This is a genomic window from Synechococcus sp. A15-28, assembly GCF_014280175.1.
Taxonomy (GTDB): domain Bacteria; phylum Cyanobacteriota; class Cyanobacteriia; order PCC-6307; family Cyanobiaceae; genus Parasynechococcus.
The window spans coordinates 883412-898116 of record NZ_CP047931.1; the positions used below are offsets into that span (position 1 = coordinate 883412).

At 60.9% G+C, this 14705-nt stretch carries 16 protein-coding genes; 13 read left to right on the forward strand and 3 right to left on the reverse strand.

Annotated elements, in window-relative coordinates:
* Window positions 1-296: 296 nt before the first annotated feature.
* The gene (locus SynA1528_RS04755; RefSeq protein ID WP_286187908.1) at window positions 297-1598 is read right to left on the reverse strand and encodes an MSMEG_0569 family flavin-dependent oxidoreductase; all 1302 of its coding nucleotides are present in this window, start codon (window positions 1596-1598) and stop codon (window positions 297-299) included.
* 179 nt (window positions 1599-1777) lie between these two features.
* Between SynA1528_RS04755 and SynA1528_RS04760 the strand changes: the two genes are divergently transcribed.
* From SynA1528_RS04760 to SynA1528_RS04800, 9 genes are all read left to right on the forward strand, one after another.
* The gene (locus SynA1528_RS04760) at window positions 1778-2260 is read left to right on the forward strand and encodes an MSMEG_0572/Sll0783 family nitrogen starvation response protein (protein WP_006041142.1); all 483 of its coding nucleotides are present in this window, start codon (window positions 1778-1780) and stop codon (window positions 2258-2260) included.
* A 22-nt stretch (window positions 2261-2282) separates the two neighbouring features.
* Window positions 2283-3281 (forward strand): Nit6803 family nitrilase, encoded by a 999-nt coding sequence (locus SynA1528_RS04765; RefSeq protein ID WP_186587931.1) that lies wholly within the window; start codon window positions 2283-2285, stop codon window positions 3279-3281.
* Window positions 3274-4362, forward strand: a complete 1089-nt coding sequence (locus tag SynA1528_RS04770; RefSeq protein WP_186587932.1) for an MSMEG_0568 family radical SAM protein — start codon at window positions 3274-3276, stop codon at window positions 4360-4362. Before SynA1528_RS04765 ends, SynA1528_RS04770 begins: the two co-directional genes overlap by 8 nt.
* Window positions 4363-4364: 2 nt before the next feature.
* Window positions 4365-5033, forward strand: coding sequence for an MSMEG_0567/Sll0786 family nitrogen starvation N-acetyltransferase (locus SynA1528_RS04775; RefSeq protein WP_186587933.1), 669 nt, complete (start codon window positions 4365-4367; stop codon window positions 5031-5033).
* Window positions 5030-6007 carry a sll0787 family AIR synthase-like protein gene (locus SynA1528_RS04780; RefSeq protein WP_186587934.1) on the forward strand — a complete coding sequence of 326 codons (978 nt, stop codon included), beginning with the start codon at window positions 5030-5032 and terminating at the stop codon, window positions 6005-6007. Before SynA1528_RS04775 ends, SynA1528_RS04780 begins: the two co-directional genes overlap by 4 nt.
* 52 nt (window positions 6008-6059) lie before the next feature.
* Entirely contained in the window at window positions 6060-6341 is a 282-nt protein-coding gene (locus SynA1528_RS04785) for an MSMEG_0570 family nitrogen starvation response protein (RefSeq protein ID WP_186587935.1), read from the forward strand.
* A 26-nt stretch (window positions 6342-6367) separates the two neighbouring features.
* The gene (locus SynA1528_RS04790; protein ID WP_186587936.1) at window positions 6368-6835 is read left to right on the forward strand and encodes a nuclear transport factor 2 family protein; all 468 of its coding nucleotides are present in this window, start codon (window positions 6368-6370) and stop codon (window positions 6833-6835) included.
* A 4-nt stretch (window positions 6836-6839) separates the two neighbouring features.
* A complete protein-coding gene (locus SynA1528_RS04795; protein ID WP_186587937.1) occupies window positions 6840-7628 on the forward strand; it encodes a DUF3050 domain-containing protein in 789 nt (262 codons plus the stop codon).
* 141 nt (window positions 7629-7769) lie between these two features.
* A complete protein-coding gene (locus SynA1528_RS04800) occupies window positions 7770-8963 on the forward strand; it encodes a DUF4336 domain-containing protein (protein WP_186587938.1) in 1194 nt (397 codons plus the stop codon).
* On the opposite strand, the gene SynA1528_RS04805 is transcribed toward SynA1528_RS04800, so the two are convergent.
* Both SynA1528_RS04805 and lepB read right to left on the reverse strand, forming a co-directional pair.
* Window positions 8953-9306 carry a DUF760 domain-containing protein gene (locus SynA1528_RS04805; RefSeq protein ID WP_186587939.1) on the reverse strand — a complete coding sequence of 118 codons (354 nt, stop codon included), beginning with the start codon at window positions 9304-9306 and terminating at the stop codon, window positions 8953-8955. The two genes, SynA1528_RS04800 and SynA1528_RS04805, sit on opposite strands and share 11 nt — an antisense overlap.
* A gap of 48 nt (window positions 9307-9354) precedes the next feature.
* The gene (gene lepB, locus SynA1528_RS04810) at window positions 9355-9948 is read right to left on the reverse strand and encodes a signal peptidase I (protein ID WP_186587940.1); all 594 of its coding nucleotides are present in this window, start codon (window positions 9946-9948) and stop codon (window positions 9355-9357) included.
* Window positions 9949-10002: 54 nt separating this feature from the next.
* Between lepB and menD the strand changes: the two genes are divergently transcribed.
* The 4 genes from menD to glgA are packed head-to-tail and all read left to right on the forward strand — an operon-like array spanning window position 10003 to window position 14704.
* Window positions 10003-11682, forward strand: a complete 1680-nt coding sequence (gene menD, locus SynA1528_RS04815) for a 2-succinyl-5-enolpyruvyl-6-hydroxy-3-cyclohexene-1-carboxylic-acid synthase (RefSeq protein WP_186588284.1) — start codon at window positions 10003-10005, stop codon at window positions 11680-11682.
* Window positions 11683-11687: 5 nt separating this feature from the next.
* Window positions 11688-12557: a 1,4-dihydroxy-2-naphthoyl-CoA synthase gene (gene menB / locus SynA1528_RS04820; protein ID WP_186587941.1), complete on the forward strand. Its 870-nt coding sequence runs from the start codon at window positions 11688-11690 to the stop codon at window positions 12555-12557.
* Window positions 12558-12561: 4 nt separating this feature from the next.
* Window positions 12562-13107: a L,D-transpeptidase gene (locus tag SynA1528_RS04825; RefSeq protein ID WP_186587942.1), complete on the forward strand. Its 546-nt coding sequence runs from the start codon at window positions 12562-12564 to the stop codon at window positions 13105-13107.
* A 55-nt stretch (window positions 13108-13162) separates the two neighbouring features.
* Window positions 13163-14704: a glycogen synthase GlgA gene (glgA, locus tag SynA1528_RS04830; protein ID WP_186587943.1), complete on the forward strand. Its 1542-nt coding sequence runs from the start codon at window positions 13163-13165 to the stop codon at window positions 14702-14704.
* Window position 14705: the final 1 nt, after the last annotated feature.

Here is a 14705-nt window from a genome sequence, read left to right on the forward strand (position 1 = left end):
ATCTTTTCAATGATTTTGTGCTGCCTTGCCCCTTTCCTTCAGCAGAATCACTGCATTGATGGGGAGCATGGTGGCCGGAGCTGGGGTGAATCCTGCAGATCAGCGCTGGGGTTTCTGGCCGCTGCTGCCACTTAGCTATCAGTTGCGGCAACAGGTCTGAGAGGTTTGTCCCTGAGTTGTCCCTCGTTTTTTGTGCAACTGGTGCTGATGTTGTGCAACTGAGGCCTTTGTGGTTTTTGAAGCTGCCTTGTCAATCGTTTCCGATTGATTGGCTCTGATCAGTTGAGTCCCAGGTTCTAAGACCCCAGGATTGCTGTGCATTCCAGGCGTTCTTGGCAGGCATCACGGCGTTGTAAACGCAGATTGATCACTTGGGCGAGATAACGAGCATCGTCGCTGACGCCGCAGAAGCGCCCAGACCCCCAGGTGTGCAGCCAAGGCAAGCCAATGAAATACAGCCCAGCGCTTTGGGTAACGCCGCGATCATGGGCCGGTAAACCACTCCCATCAAAAACGGGCGCCTCAATCCAGCTGAAGTTACTTCGGTAACCCGTGCACCAGATCACTGCGGCGAGCGGCTGTGAGCTCAGATCAATTCCTGGATCTTCGATGGGAGACGGCTGCCAACAGGGGGAATACGCCGGTTCGACTGGTGCATCGATCTCTTCCTGTTCGATCCAGCTGTCAATGCTGGTGCGGATGCGGCAGTACACCGCATCGGCTTGATCAAGATTGTTGGCCAGGTCATCTGCGAAACCAACGTGTTCGCGGGAGAGGGTCAAGAGTCGGCCATGCAAATGCATGCCTTCCATCGCCCGTCGACGCAGATCAATCTCACGACCGCCGTCTCGGCCAGTGAGGTAGTGATTGGTCTTGGCTCGGACCGAGCGGGGATCCGCGTGATCGCTGATCGGCATGGCGTAGTAGCCCATGCGATCCAACCAATCCACAACGTCTTTGCCGCGATAGCGGCGTGGAGATCGTGGCGCTCGACCCACGCTCAGATGCACGGAACGACCTGCCAGGTGGAGATCTTCAGCGATCTGACTGCCGGATTGGCCATTGCCGACGACCAGCACTGGACCATCGGGGAGTGCCTCGGGATTGCGGTAGGACCGAGCATCCAGTTGCTGCACAGATGCTGGTAGGCGTTCGGCGTATGGATGACGTCGGGGGATGTGATAGCCCCCAGTGGCAACGATGACGTGTTCGGCCTCAATGACTCCCTCACTGGTGTCGAGGCGATACCCGTTCACAATGGGCTTCAACCGCGAGACGGCCACGCCCTCGCGAAGGTCGGCATTGACATGCTGAGCGAAGCGCTGGAGATAGTCCACAATCGACGACTTGCCCATGAAGCCTTCGGGCTGATCACCGTTGTAGGGAAAGTCGGGCAGACGGCATTGCCAGTTCGGTGTGACGAGGCAGAAGGAATCCCAGCGCTGTTGGTCCCAGGCGTACGCCACACGATTCTTCTCAAGAACGAGGGGTCGTATGCCTTGTTGCTGCAAGGCATAGGCAGCAGAAAGACCCGCCTGACCAGCACCAATGACCACTGCCGAACGTCGCTGGATTGACGTGTTGATTTGCGCGACCACTTGCAACGTCGACTTGCAAAAAACCTTTTAAAGGTATTGCTCGCTAAACGAACGATGCTGTAGTGAAAAGCACGGAATCGTCAATTGAGTGATCTGCTGAATTCGTTGATTTGGTTGCAATAGGCACATCGCTGATCGCCGCAGAAGAGTCACGATTGAATAGCTTATAAAAAATTTACATGCCTGCCGTAGATCGTCCCGCCAATCAGCCTGGCGACTTCCTGGTTGACTACGAGGAAAAGGTTTTTCCTGATGTGAAAGCCGAGCCTGGTGAAAAGGCTCTTGTCACATTTCATACCGTCGCTTTCGAGGGCTCGATTGGCCTGGTGAATTTGCTTCAAGCCAGTCGGCTGATCAACAAGGGCTTCGAAACCTCCGTTCTGCTCTATGGTCCAGGCGTGACATTGGGCGTGATGCGCGGCTTCCCTAAGCTTGGTGATGCGGCATTTGATGGTCACCTGAATTTCAATGCACGCCTGCAAAAATTCATGGATCAAGGAGGGAAAGTGTATGCCTGTCGCTTTGCTTTGCAGGCCTTGTATGGCCACGGTGAAAAAGCGTTGATGCCTGGAATCACTCCTGTGAATCCACTTGATGTTCTCGATATTGTCTTGATGCACCGGAAGGAAGGCGCCTTCATTCTTGACACCTGGACGCTCTGATTCTTTCCGGAGGCTCTCCACTGTGACCATAGTCAAAGTTGCTGCCGCGCAGATCCGTCCCGTCCTGTTCAGCCTGGACGGATCCCTGCAAAGAGTGCTGGATGCCATTGCCGAAGCCGCGGCTCAAGGCGTGGAATTGATCGTTTTTCCTGAAACGTTTCTGCCCTATTACCCCTATTTCTCGTTTGTTGAACCTCCGGTCTTGATGGGGAGATCCCATCTGGAGTTGTATGAGCAGGCTGTGGTGGTTCCTGGCCCTGTCACCGATGCCGTTGCGGCTGCTGCCCGTCAGCACGGCATGCAGGTTCTGTTGGGCGTCAACGAACGTGATGGCGGAACGCTTTACAACACCCAGTTGTTGTTTAACAGCTGTGGAGAACTTGTTCTGAAGCGGCGAAAAATCACGCCGACTTACCACGAGCGGATGGTCTGGGGCCAAGGGGACGGCTCAGGTCTCAAGGTGGTGCAGACGCCTTTGGCTCGTATTGGCGCTTTGGCCTGCTGGGAGCACTACAACCCCCTAGCCCGTTACGCCTTGATGGCCCAGGGGGAGGAGATCCACTGCGCTCAGTTCCCGGGCTCATTGGTGGGCCCGATCTTCTCGGAACAGACCGCCGTCACCATGCGCCATCACGCTCTTGAGGCCGGGTGTTTCGTGATTTGTTCCACCGGTTGGTTGCATCCCGATGACTATGCATCGATCACGTCTGAGTCGGGTCTTCACAAGGCGTTTCAAGGGGGGTGTCACACCGCTGTGATCAGCCCTGAGGGCCGTTATCTGGCAGGTCCTTTGCCGGATGGAGAGGGGTTGGCGATCGCCGATCTCGATCTTGCCCTGATTACCAAGCGCAAACGGATGATGGACAGCGTCGGGCATTACAGCCGCCCAGAACTGCTGTCGTTGCAGATCAACAGTTCTCCTGCGGTTCCCGTTCAAGACATTTCGACTGCATCGGTTCCATTGGATCCGGCCACAGCTCCCGATGCCCTGTCATCGATGGAGGCCTTGAACCATGTCTGAGCTTGGTCGCCTGGTAACTGAATTGCAGGTGCATGGCGTGCGGGTTGACCCTGTGAAGGGCAATCCGGGACGACGGGGAGGTGCAGGTCCCTCCGACCACCGTGCCTTGGATCTCGATGGCACCACCGTGATGGTGCCCGTCTACAACGATGCCTCCGCTGGGTCTCCCTACAAGTTGGCATCCTCCGGTGCTGCTCTTGCCATTGAGGGACCCGAGCAGCATTGCACTGCTGAGATCACAACACCACGTGAGCCAGCGTTTTACGGCTTGAGCACAGCCGATGGAATCTCCTACCGATCGATTGCCTTGCTGCACAGCAAGGATGTATTGGCCACAACGTTGCTGCAGACCTGCATTCGTTTTCGGGATCGATCCCAGTCGTGCCAGTTTTGCGCGATTGAACAGTCGATCGAGGACGGGGCCTTGGTGCGCAAATCGCCTGAGCAGGTGGCGGAAGTGGCGGCAGCGGCTGTCCGACTGGACGGGGTCAAGCAACTGGTGATGACCACCGGAACACCCAACAGTGACGATCGCGGAGCCCGTCTGATGGCTGAAACCGCGGAAGCCGTCAAGCGTCGGGTGAATCTACCGATCCAGGGCCAATGTGAACCTCCGGAAGATCCGCGCTGGTACCAGCGCATGAAGGACGCTGGAATTGACAGTCTCGGCATGCATCTGGAGGTGGTGGAGCCGGATGTGCGGCGTCGGATCCTTCCCGGGAAATCGGAGCTCAGTCTTGAGCGTTACTACGAGGCCTTCGCGGATGCCGTTGCGGTGTTCGGTCGCGGTGAAGTATCCACGTATCTGCTGGCCGGCCTGGGTGACAGCAAGGAGGCCTTGCTCGACTGCTGCCTACGGTTGATTGAACTCGGGGTGTACCCCTTTGTGGTGCCCTTTGTGCCGATCTCCGGAACACCCTTGGAGAGCCATCCATCACCGGACAGCTCCTTCATGGTTGATGTGTATCAGGGTGTTGCCGCGATGTTGAAGGCGGGGGACCTTCGATCCGAGCGGATGTCCGCCGGTTGTGCCAAATGCGGGGCTTGCTCCGCACTCTCATTGTTCGAGCAAGTGTCGTAGTCATGGTTTCGTGTCTTGATCCCAGCAGCTGCGGCATTGGCCGCAGCATCAGTTCCGCGCCCCACTTATTCACGCCCTCGGTGCGCGCTGGCATTGGTATCGATGCCGATGATTTCCGTCTGTCTCCCACCGCGAGTTCCAATCGTTTCACCTTTCATCTTCTGCGTGCCGACGCGCCGCTGATCCAGGGGTATTGGTCGTTGCGGCGCAACATCTTCTGCAGCGAGCAGCATGTGTTTGAAGCGTCTGATTGTGATGATCTCGACGCGATCGCCTACCCCATTGCGGCGGTGCATCACAGTTCAGAGCCAGCGCATGACGATGGCGTTGAAACCGATGTAGTTGGCGTGGTGCGGATTGTGGAAACAGAGCCGCGACTTTGGTATGGCGGTCGCCTCGGCGTGCATTCCGATTTCCGCCGTCATAACCAGATTGGCAAGGGGTTGATCTGGAAGGCTGTCACCACTGCCAATGGCTGGGGATGTGACCGTTTCCTGGCCACGGTGCAGATTCAGAACGTCCGCTTTTTCCGCCGCTTGCACTGGACCTCGATCGATCAACTTGAGATTCGGGGCATACCCCATCACCTGATGGAAGCGGATCTCAACTACTACCTGCCCTCATGTGAGCAACGACCGTTCGCCTCGCATCACCTGTCAACTGCGGCGTGAATAACGTGGGCCTTGTGAACGCCTTGCGCAGGACCAGTGGTCTGTTGGCGAAGCGCGATATTCGCTCGGCCGCTGCCACCTTTTACCATCAGCCCTTCCCGCAGCTGGGTTTGGCCGGGATGCTGGGTGATGACGCTGCTGTGCTGCCTGCGCAGAGCGGTCAACTGTTGTTGGCCTGTGAGGGGATGAATCCAGAGCTCGTTGAAGAGGACCCCTGGTTTGCAGGTTGGAGTGGGGTGCTGGTCAATCTCAGTGACATCGCGGCTATGGGGGGGCGACCGCTGGCGCTTGTGAACAGCGTGTGGAGCGGCCATGTGGAGGGGATGAGCAGCCTTCTGGATGGGATGCGTTTTGCGTGTGATCGCTTCGGTGTCCCCATGGTTGGTGGCCACTCCAACCAGCAGAGCTTTTATCAGGCGCTCTCGGTGTCTGTTCTCGGTGTCGCGGAGGGTCCCGTCCTGTCCGCTCGCGCAGCACGTTCTGGCGATGAGCTGTGGATGCTGGTGAACAAAACAGGAGGCTTCTATCGCCACTACCCCTTCTGGGATGCTGCGACCCATGCCCCGCCTGAGCGTCTTCGTGCGCAACTTGCCTTAATGCCCACGCTGGCCGCTGAACGGCTGGTGCACGCCGCCAAGGACATCAGCATGGGAGGCATCACCGGCACCGCTGTGATGTTTGCCGAGGCGTGTGGTCATCAGTTAATCCTTGACCTGGATGCCGTGGAACGACCTGAAGACATCCGCGACGAAGCTTGGCTGACCTGCTTCCCGAGCTTCGGATATCTGCTGGCTGTCGCCCCTTCGCGTACTGCAGCCTTGACGCAATTGATCTCACGTGATTCCACGTTGATTTGTTGCCGTGTCGGACACTTTGCCATGGGCGATTGCAGCGTGCTGTTGCAACATTCAGGTGAGACCCATCATTTCTGGGATGGAGGCGATCCGCTCACTGGTTTTGGCTGTGTTCGATGAAACAGTCATGAGCAATGTTGCCGTGCAGAATCGATGAGTAAAGCAACGATCCATGCCTGAAGTTCGCTTTCAACTGGAGTGGCCAGACGGGCAATCCAGTACGTTATATTCGCCATCAACGGTGATTCTCGATTATTTCCGACCTGGCGATTCGCTGTTGGTTTCTGAGCTTGAGGCGCGCGGAGTTGAAGCTCTTCGTGCAGCGTCAGAGCGCGTTCGTGCGAGGTTTGGCTTTGCCTGTACGCGTGCGGACGAAGAAGAATCTCTTCTGCGCCAATGGGTCTCTCGCTACAGCTCCAATGACACGGTTCATGTGACCAGTCAACTTTCCTGATTGTCATTTTTACGGATTTCTTTTTTATGTCTGGAAAACCTCCTTTCCCCCCGTTCACCCTGGAAACGGCTCGCCAGAAAGCGCGCATGGCGGAAAATGCTTGGAACAGTAAGGATCCCGACAAGGTCTCATTGGCTTACACCGAAGACAGCGTGTGGAGAAATCGCAGTGAATTCATTCACGGCCGCGCTGAAATCCTCGCTTTTCTACAGCGCAAATGGGCCAAAGAACTGGATTACAAACTGATCAAAGAAGTCTGGGCCTGTAGCGATAACCGGATTGCTGTGCGCTTTCAGTACGAGTGGCATGACGCCGAGGGCCAGTGGTTCAGAGCCCACGGCAACGAGAACTGGGAGTTTGCCGAGAACGGCTTGATGCGCAGACGTGAAGCCAGTATTAATGATGTTCCGATCGCTGAGAGCGACCGCCTGTTCAGCTGGGGGGATGGTCCGCGTCCGGACGATTTCCCGGGTTTGACGGACCTGGGACTCTGAATTGATGGGGCAAGGCCGCTACTCACTGCCGCAGGCAATCACCTCCATCGTGGACCTGCGGCTGTTCATGGAACACCACGTGTTCGCGGTGTGGGATTTCATGCTCCTGCTCAAGACCTTGCAGCAGCACCTGGCTCCTTCCGGCGTTCCCTGGGTGCCACCAACCCATCCCGAGATTGCTGGCCTGGTGAACAGCTTGGTAGCGGAAGAGGAATGTGATCTTCTGCCTGGCAGCCTTGGGGGACCTCTTCATCTCTCCCATTTCGGGATTTACAGGCGAGCAATGGTGGAGATCGAGGCGAACACTTCGGTCATCGATGCGGTGTTGGAGTTGACGTCGTGTGGTGATCTCGCCTCTGCTTTGCACCATCCGGAAATTCCAGCGCCATCGGCTCGTTTCCTACGCACTACCCAGGCGTTGATCGCCTCCGGGGAAGTGCACGCGCTGGCGGCGGCGTTTGCCTATGGCCGGGAGCTGTTGGTTCCCAATCTGTTTCGCGGGCTGCTCGATCGCCTGACCGTGCTGGAGCTGCCTTGTCCGACTTTGCGCTGGTACCTCGAGCGCCACATCGTTCTGGATGGCGACAGCCATGGGCCGTTGGCGGAAACGATGGTGCTCACCCTGGCCGGCAACGACCCTGCGGCGCATCAGACGGTGCAGACCGTGAGGAGGCAGGTGCTTGCTGAGCGTTCTGCGTTCTGGGATGCGATTGAGAACCAGCTTCGGGACAGGTCTCAGACCAATCGATCCGGTGGCGAGCATTCACAGATGCTCTCCTCTGTTCTGGTCTGACCTAACCCACACCGCATTGGCACAGGCGGCTTGTTTGGTGTTTTGGAGTGAGTTTGTGTCGTGTTGGCTGAGCTGATTGCCCCATCTGGTTTCCGGTTTTGACCCTGACCTGATCCATTCCTCTGCAGAATCGCTGCATTGATGGTGAGCGTGGTGGCTGGAGCTGGTGTGAATCCTGCGGATCAGCGCTGGGGTTTCTGGCCGCTGCTGCCGCTCTATCCCTATGGCCGCCGCCACACGGTGTTCAGTGAGTTGATCCCTGGCCAGCTCTGGAGTCTGGAGCAGCTGCAGGGGGTGTATTACGTGGCCGTTCCGGTGCGGCTCACCGTTGCCAAGGTGCCCGGTGGCTTGATGTTGGTGAACCCACTGCCGCCCACCGGTGAGGTTCGCCAAGCCATTGCCGGGCTGGAACAGCAGCATGGGCCCGTGCGCACGATCGTGCTGCCCACCGCCTCTGGTCTGGAGCACAAGCTGCCCCTCGGCCCCCTGGCCCGCGCCTTCCCGGGTGCAGAAATTTGGGTGTGTCCGGGTCAGTGGAGTTTTCCGGTGCAGTTGCCTCTGGCCTGGTTGGGCGTTCCGGCACGCCGCACCAAGGTCTTGTTCGACGATGGCGTCCCCCATGGCGATGTTTGTGAGTGGTTGTCGTTGGGACCCCTCGACCTTGGTGTCGGTCGTTTCCAGGAGATCTCCTGTTTTCATCGTCCGTCAGGCGCTCTGCTGGTCACCGACGCCCTTGTGGGCATCAGTGTTGAGCCGCCTTCGCTGTTTGATCTCGACCCCACGCCTCTGTTGTTCCACGCCCGCGAGCGGGGTGATCAGCCTTTGCACGACACGCCCGAGGCGCGTCGACGTGGTTGGGCGCGGCTGGTGCTGTTTGCCTCCTACCTGCGGCCGGAACCGTTGGAGGTGCCAACCCTCAAGGAGGTGTTTCGCCATGCCTTTCGCCCCGGTCTGCGATCGGCCAAAGCCCACTTCGGGCTCTATCCCTTTCGGTGGAAGCCGGGTTGGGAGGCCGCCGCTGCTGAGTTGATGAGGGAAGCGGAGCCCAAAATTCAGGTGGCGCCGGTGTTGGAGCGGTTGGTGTTACCCCGTGCCAAGAAATCTCTGCTCGATTGGTTGGAGCAGCTGGGTCAATGGAGCGATCTGCGCTGGCTGGTGTCAGCCCACTACAGCGCTCCCATCGGTTTCACGACAGGAACGTTGGCTTCACTTGTTCGGGATCTGACCGAACGCCCCTGGGCACCCAGCACCAGCAACTGGGAGTTTCTTGGATCGATTGATCAACGCTTGCTGGATCTCGGCGTAGTGCCTGAGCAACCTCGTCTCAGAAGTTGAGTTCGTCGTCCGGCTCGATGGCCATCTGCTCATCAGCGAACAAGGTCTCTTCCAGCTCCTTGCGCTGCTCCATCTGACGCAGGAAGTAGCCCGTCATCATGGCTGAAGCGAGCATGTTGGCCAGGTTGTCGCGGTTGGCTGTGACCTTCACTTCGAAGTGTTCACCGGGGAGCATGCCCAGCAACCCTTGAACGTTGTGGCGAATGATGTCCTGGATGTCGTTGCTGGCGGACTTGGCGACACGCTGCAAGGTGTCCGGTGTCTGCTCCTGCAGGTACTGGATCAGGCTGTTCCCCGCTTGACCGTCGTTGCTGTCAGTGGTCAGGAACTCGGGGTTGAACATCCGTTGTGATCTACATCACGGACCTGACCCTAACGCAAGCACCCGTGATCAACTGCCATCAGCAGGGGCGGGGATCCGTAAGGGACCGAACTGCTGCAACGGCCAATAGCGCCAGATCGCTGTTCCGATCACGTTGCGCTCCGGCAACGGTCCCCACAGATGGGAATCCAGGCTGGCGTTGCGGTTGTCACCCATCACCCAGAGCTGATCTTCGGGCACCTGAACCGGTGCCATGGCGTAGTCCATGGCTTCGCTGATCCAGGGCTCTTTGACCTCCTCACCATTGCGGCGCAGAACGCCGTTCTCCACCATCAACTGATCACCGGGCAAGCCCACCACCCGTTTGATCAAGGCTGCGTTGGGGTCGTATCCCGCGGCCACCAGCTGCTGCGGCGGTGCAAACACCACCACATCCCCGCGCTGCAGGTGCCGATGCAGGCGTCGGGTCAGCCGAGGTCGGATCTTCTCCACCAGGATCCGGTCCTGCAGCTGCAGGGTGGGCAGCATCGACCCCGATGGGATCCAGCGCGGTTCCACCACCACCCAGCGCAGTAAGAGCGCCAGCAGTGCCCAGACGATCAGGTTCCGCCAGAACCCTTTGGAGCTCTCCTGGACGGGGGGTGTGGTGAATGGGGGCGTCATTGACCCAAGATCGCACCAGCCAGACCCCCTGCACTGACCACTGCCCGCGCCAATCTGCAGGCGGCCCTGACGCTGCTGGACGGTCTGCGTCAGCAGGGCATGACGCGGCTGGTGCTGTGTCCGGGCAGCCGTTCCGGTCCATTGGCGGCTGCTGCCGGGCTGTTGGCAGCCCGAGGTGATCTGGCGTTGACCACGGCCATTGATGAACGGTCGGCGGCCTTTCTCGCCCTGGGCATGGCCACCGCCCGTGGTCGTGCTGTGGCGGTGGTCACCACCTCCGGCACAGCCGTCGCCAACCTGCTGCCGGCAGCCGTTGAAGCCGACCGTTCCACCCAGCCGCTGCTGCTGCTCACCGCTGATCGCCCCGCCCGGTTGAAAAATTGCGGTGCCAATCAAACCGTGAATCAGGAGCAGTTTCTGCAGCCGGTCTGCCGTTGGCTGGGCCATGGAGATCCAGCAGGGCTGGCGAGCCAAACGGCGGAAGCCTTGGGCCATCTGGCCACGGAGGCCTGGCGTTTCTGCCATGGCCATCCCCCAGGGCCGGTGCAGCTCAACCTTCCCTTTGAAGAACCCCTGCATGCCTCGGTCGCTGACCAGAGTGGCCTGCAGGGATCTGCTCCGCTGACCGCTCCAGCCGTTGTCGTGCAGGGCCCGTCAGGAGATGTTCCCCGGCTCAATCCCGAGGCCCCAGGTGTTGTGGTGGCTGGCCCCTGGCGGGGATTGGCTCCGGCCTTGCAGGCCTATCAGCGGGCTGCTCGGCAGTGGTTGATCCGCAGTGGCTGGCCGTTGCTGGCGGATCCGCTGGCGGCGATCCCGGCCGACTGTCCTGGGCAGGTGGAGGGCTGGGAACTGCAGCTCGACAGTCTTCCTCTCAGCTCGAACAGCCAGGTGCTGCGGTTGGGGCCGCTGCCCGCCAGTCGGCGGTTGGAAGCCTGGTTGCAGCGGCAGACGGGCCCGCAACTGCTGATCAGCGAAGGGGAGCCGCGCGGTCTGGACCCCCTGGGCATGGCTGCTCAATGGAGTGGTGGCCTGGCGGCCTGGTGGGCGGCACAGGAGCAGGACCCCGCTGCAAGTCCGTCGTTGGATCGTCCGACGCTTCACTCCGACATGGCAGCGCTGCTGCAGGGGCGACTGCCTCTGCAGGGGGCCATCAATGAACCCGCCCTGGCTTATTGGTTGCCGAAGCTGCTGCCGCCGAAGCTGCCGGTGATGCTGGCGGCCAGCTCCCCCGTGCGGGACTGGCTGGTCTGGGGGGGGCTTCAGGCCCACAACCGCCGCTGCTACAGCTTCCGCGGCGCATCCGGCATTGATGGGACCCTTTCCTTAGCCATGGGTCTAGCGCTGGAGCTGGGTCCCCTGGTGCTGGTGACGGGGGACCTGGCCCTGCTGCATGACAGCAATGGCTGGCTCCATGCCGCCCAATGCGATCCACCCCTGCTGGTGCTGCTGATCGACAACCAGGGCGGCGGCATCTTCCAGCAGCTGCCGATTGAGTCCCGCCAGTTCGACCGTCTCTTCGCCATGCCCCAACGGGTCAATCCCCTGGCCCTGGCGGCAGCCCACGGCATTGAGGGACGGCAGGTGGCCTGCCTGGAGGACCTGCCCGCTGCCCTCGACTGGGGACTGGCCCAGGGGCGGCCGGCACTGCTGCGGCTGGCGACGGACCGAGGGGCCGATGCCTCCCTGCGGAGTCAGCTGCGGGCCGCTGCGCAGAATGCAGAGCCGATGCTCTGAAGCTGATGGCCGAGTCACAGCAGGTGCTCCCCGGTGACCCCGCAGCCCAGTGGCAACCCTGGGGGAGCTACACCGACATCCTGGTGGACCGCTGCAGCGAGGGCATCGCCCGGGTGGCGATCAACCGCCCCGCCAAGCGCAATGCCTTTCGGCCTCAGACCGTGGTGGAGCTCTGCGATGCCTTCAGCCGCATCCGCGATGACCGCGAGATCGGCGTGGTGCTGTTCACCGGCGTCGGCCCTGCCCCGGATGGTGGTTACGCCTTCTGCTCCGGCGGTGATCAGAGCGTGCGGGGTGACGGCGGCTATGTCGGCGACGACGGCCTTCCACGCCTCAATGTGCTGGATCTGCAGCGGATCATCCGCAGCCTGCCCAAGGTGGTGATCGCCCTGGTGGCGGGATACGCCATGGGGGGTGGCCAGGTGCTGCATCTGCTCTGTGACCTGAGCCTGGCGGCGGACAACGCTGTCTTCGGGCAGACCGGCCCCAAGGTGGGCAGTTTTGACGGCGGGTTCGGAGCCGGCTATCTCGCCAGGGTGGTGGGGCAGCGCAAAGCGCGGGAGATCTGGTTCCTTTGCCGGCGTTACGGCGCGGACGAGGCCCTGCGGATGGGGTTGGTCAATGGCGTGGTCCCCCTGGATCAACTGGAGGCCGAGGGGGTGCGCTGGGCCCGGGAGGTGTTGCAGCACAGTCCGACGGCGATCCGTTGCCTCAAGGCGGCGTTCAACGCGGAGACCGATGGGCTGGCCGGCATCCAGGAGCTGGCCGGTAACGCGACCCATCTGTTTTATCGAACCGATGAGGCGCTGGAGGGCCGCAACGCCTTCCTCGAGAAGCGCCCCCCTGACTTCTCTGAAACCGGCTGGCTACCTTGAGCTAATGCTTCCGGTCACCCTCCCAGAACCCTTGCCCCTGCTGCAGGCGGCCTCGATGGATTCGGTGATGGAAGCCCTGGCGTCGCTGCCGGCGGAACTGCGTGATCAGCAGGATCGCCACATCGTTCTGCTGCGGGGGCGGCGGCGTCTGCTGCTGCTTGAAAACGGAGATTTGCGTCTCGCCTTTCCCGTGGCCACCGGCATGCCCGGGTGGGAGACCCCCACCGGCAGTTTTGCGGTGTTTCAGAAAATCGATCGCCCCGTCTGGGTGCATCCCGTCACCGGTGAGCGGGTGGAGGAGCAGGGGCCGGACAACCCCCTCGGCAGCCACTGGATGGCCTTCCATCGCGACTGTCTTGGCCGCGATGCCCATGACGGCGATCAGTGGATCACGATCAACGGTTGCACCACCACTGGCTTCCATGGCACCCCCCATCGCTGGACCGTGGGCCGGGCCATTTCCCATGGCTGTGTGCGTCTCTACAACGAGGACGTGAGCAGCCTCTACGGGCAGGTGACGATCGGCACGCCCGTGACGGTGCTGCCCTGAGCCGGCAGATCGACGAATTCCCCTTAAAGTCGCCGCGCCAACGCCGATTTCATCCATGCGCATCCTCTTCGCTGCCGCGGAATGCGCCCCGATGATCAAGGTCGGTGGCATGGGGGATGTGGTCGGATCCCTGCCGCCGGCTCTGGCTCGGCTTGACCATGACGTGCGGCTGATCATGCCCGGCTACTCCAAGCTCTGGAGCAAGCTGACGATCTCCGAAGAACCCATCTGGCGCGCCCGGACGATGGGGACGGAATTTGCGGTTTACGAGACCAAGCATCCCGGCAATGGGATGACCATCTACCTGGTGGGCCATCCGGTGTTCGATCCCGAGCGGATCTACGGCGGTGAAGACGAGGACTGGCGCTTCACCTTCTTCGCCAGTGCCGCCGCTGAATTCGCCTGGAACGTCTGGAAACCGAATGTTCTTCACTGCCACGACTGGCACACCGGCATGATCCCGGTCTGGATGCACCAGGACCCCGAGATCAGCACGGTCTTCACCATCCACAACCTCAAGTACCAGGGCCCCTGGCGCTGGAAGCTGGACCGCATCACCTGGTGCCCCTGGTACATGCAGGGTGACCACACCATGGCCGCAGCCCTGCTCTACGCCGATCGGGTCAACGCCGTGTCCCCCACCTACGCCGAGGAAATCCGCACGGCGGAGTACGGCGAAAAGCTGGACGGGTTGCTCAATTTCGTCTCCGGCAAGCTGCGCGGCATCCTCAACGGCATCGACCTCGACGCCTGGAACCCCCAGATCGACCGGGCTCTGCCGGCCACCTTCAGTGCCGATGACCTCTCCGGTAAAGCGGTCTGCAAGCGGGTGCTGCAGGAGCGCATGGGCCTGCAGGTTCGTGATGACGCCTTTGTGCTCGGCATGGTGAGCCGACTGGTGGATCAGAAGGGTGTTGATCTGCTTCTGCAGGTGGCAGACCGCGTGCTGGCTTACACCGACACGCAGATCGTGGTGCTCGGCACCGGCGACCGTGGTCTGGAATCCGGCCTGTGGCAGTTGGCCTCCCGCCATGCCGGCCGTTGCGCTGTCTTCCTCACCTACGACGACGACCTCTCCCGCCTGATCTACGCCGGCAGTGACGCCTTCCTGATGCCCAGCCGCTTCGAGCCCTGTGGCATCAGCCAGTTGTATGCCATGCGCTACGGCTCCGTTCCCGTGGTGCGCAAGGTGGGCGGCCTGGTGGACACCGTTCCTCCCCACAGCCCCGCCGATGCCAGCGGGACCGGTTTCTGCTTCGATCGCTTCGAGCCGGTGGACTTCTACACCGCCCTGGTGCGGGCCTGGGAGGCCTATCGCCATCGCGACAGCTGGCAGGCGTTGCAGAAGCGCGGCATGCAGCAGGACTACAGCTGGGACCGCTCCGCCATCGATTACGACGTCATGTACCGCGATGTCTGCGGTCTGAAGGAACCCACCCCCGATGCTGCGATGGTGGAACACTTCTCCCAAGGACAGGCGGCGGATCCCTCCCGCCCTGAGGATGATGGACTGACTGTGGCTCCCGCAGCGGTCTCCGCACCGTCTGGCCCGAGCCGCAATCCCCTCAACCGTCTCTTCGGCCGCAGGGCCGGCTGAT

Excerpts from the sequence above, each read along its gene's own strand:
- SynA1528_RS04760 (WP_006041142.1), top strand. The coding sequence starts at position 1,778 with ATGCCTGCCGTAGATCGTCCCGCCAATCAGCCTGGCGACTTCCTGGTT.
- SynA1528_RS04775 (WP_186587933.1), top strand. The coding sequence starts at position 4,365 with ATGGTTTCGTGTCTTGATCCCAGCAGCTGCGGCATTGGCCGCAGCATC.
- SynA1528_RS04785 (WP_186587935.1), top strand. The coding sequence starts at position 6,060 with ATGCCTGAAGTTCGCTTTCAACTGGAGTGGCCAGACGGGCAATCCAGT.
- lepB (WP_186587940.1), bottom strand. The coding sequence starts at position 9,948 with ATGACGCCCCCATTCACCACACCCCCCGTCCAGGAGAGCTCCAAAGGG.
- SynA1528_RS04805 (WP_186587939.1), bottom strand. The coding sequence starts at position 9,306 with ATGTTCAACCCCGAGTTCCTGACCACTGACAGCAACGACGGTCAAGCG.
- SynA1528_RS04770 (WP_186587932.1), top strand. The coding sequence starts at position 3,274 with ATGTCTGAGCTTGGTCGCCTGGTAACTGAATTGCAGGTGCATGGCGTG.
- SynA1528_RS04800 (WP_186587938.1), top strand. The coding sequence starts at position 7,770 with ATGGTGAGCGTGGTGGCTGGAGCTGGTGTGAATCCTGCGGATCAGCGC.
- SynA1528_RS04790 (WP_186587936.1), top strand. The coding sequence starts at position 6,368 with ATGTCTGGAAAACCTCCTTTCCCCCCGTTCACCCTGGAAACGGCTCGC.
- glgA (WP_186587943.1), top strand. The coding sequence starts at position 13,163 with ATGCGCATCCTCTTCGCTGCCGCGGAATGCGCCCCGATGATCAAGGTC.
- SynA1528_RS04825 (WP_186587942.1), top strand. The coding sequence starts at position 12,562 with ATGCTTCCGGTCACCCTCCCAGAACCCTTGCCCCTGCTGCAGGCGGCC.
- SynA1528_RS04795 (WP_186587937.1), top strand. The coding sequence starts at position 6,840 with ATGGGGCAAGGCCGCTACTCACTGCCGCAGGCAATCACCTCCATCGTG.
- menB (WP_186587941.1), top strand. The coding sequence starts at position 11,688 with ATGGCCGAGTCACAGCAGGTGCTCCCCGGTGACCCCGCAGCCCAGTGG.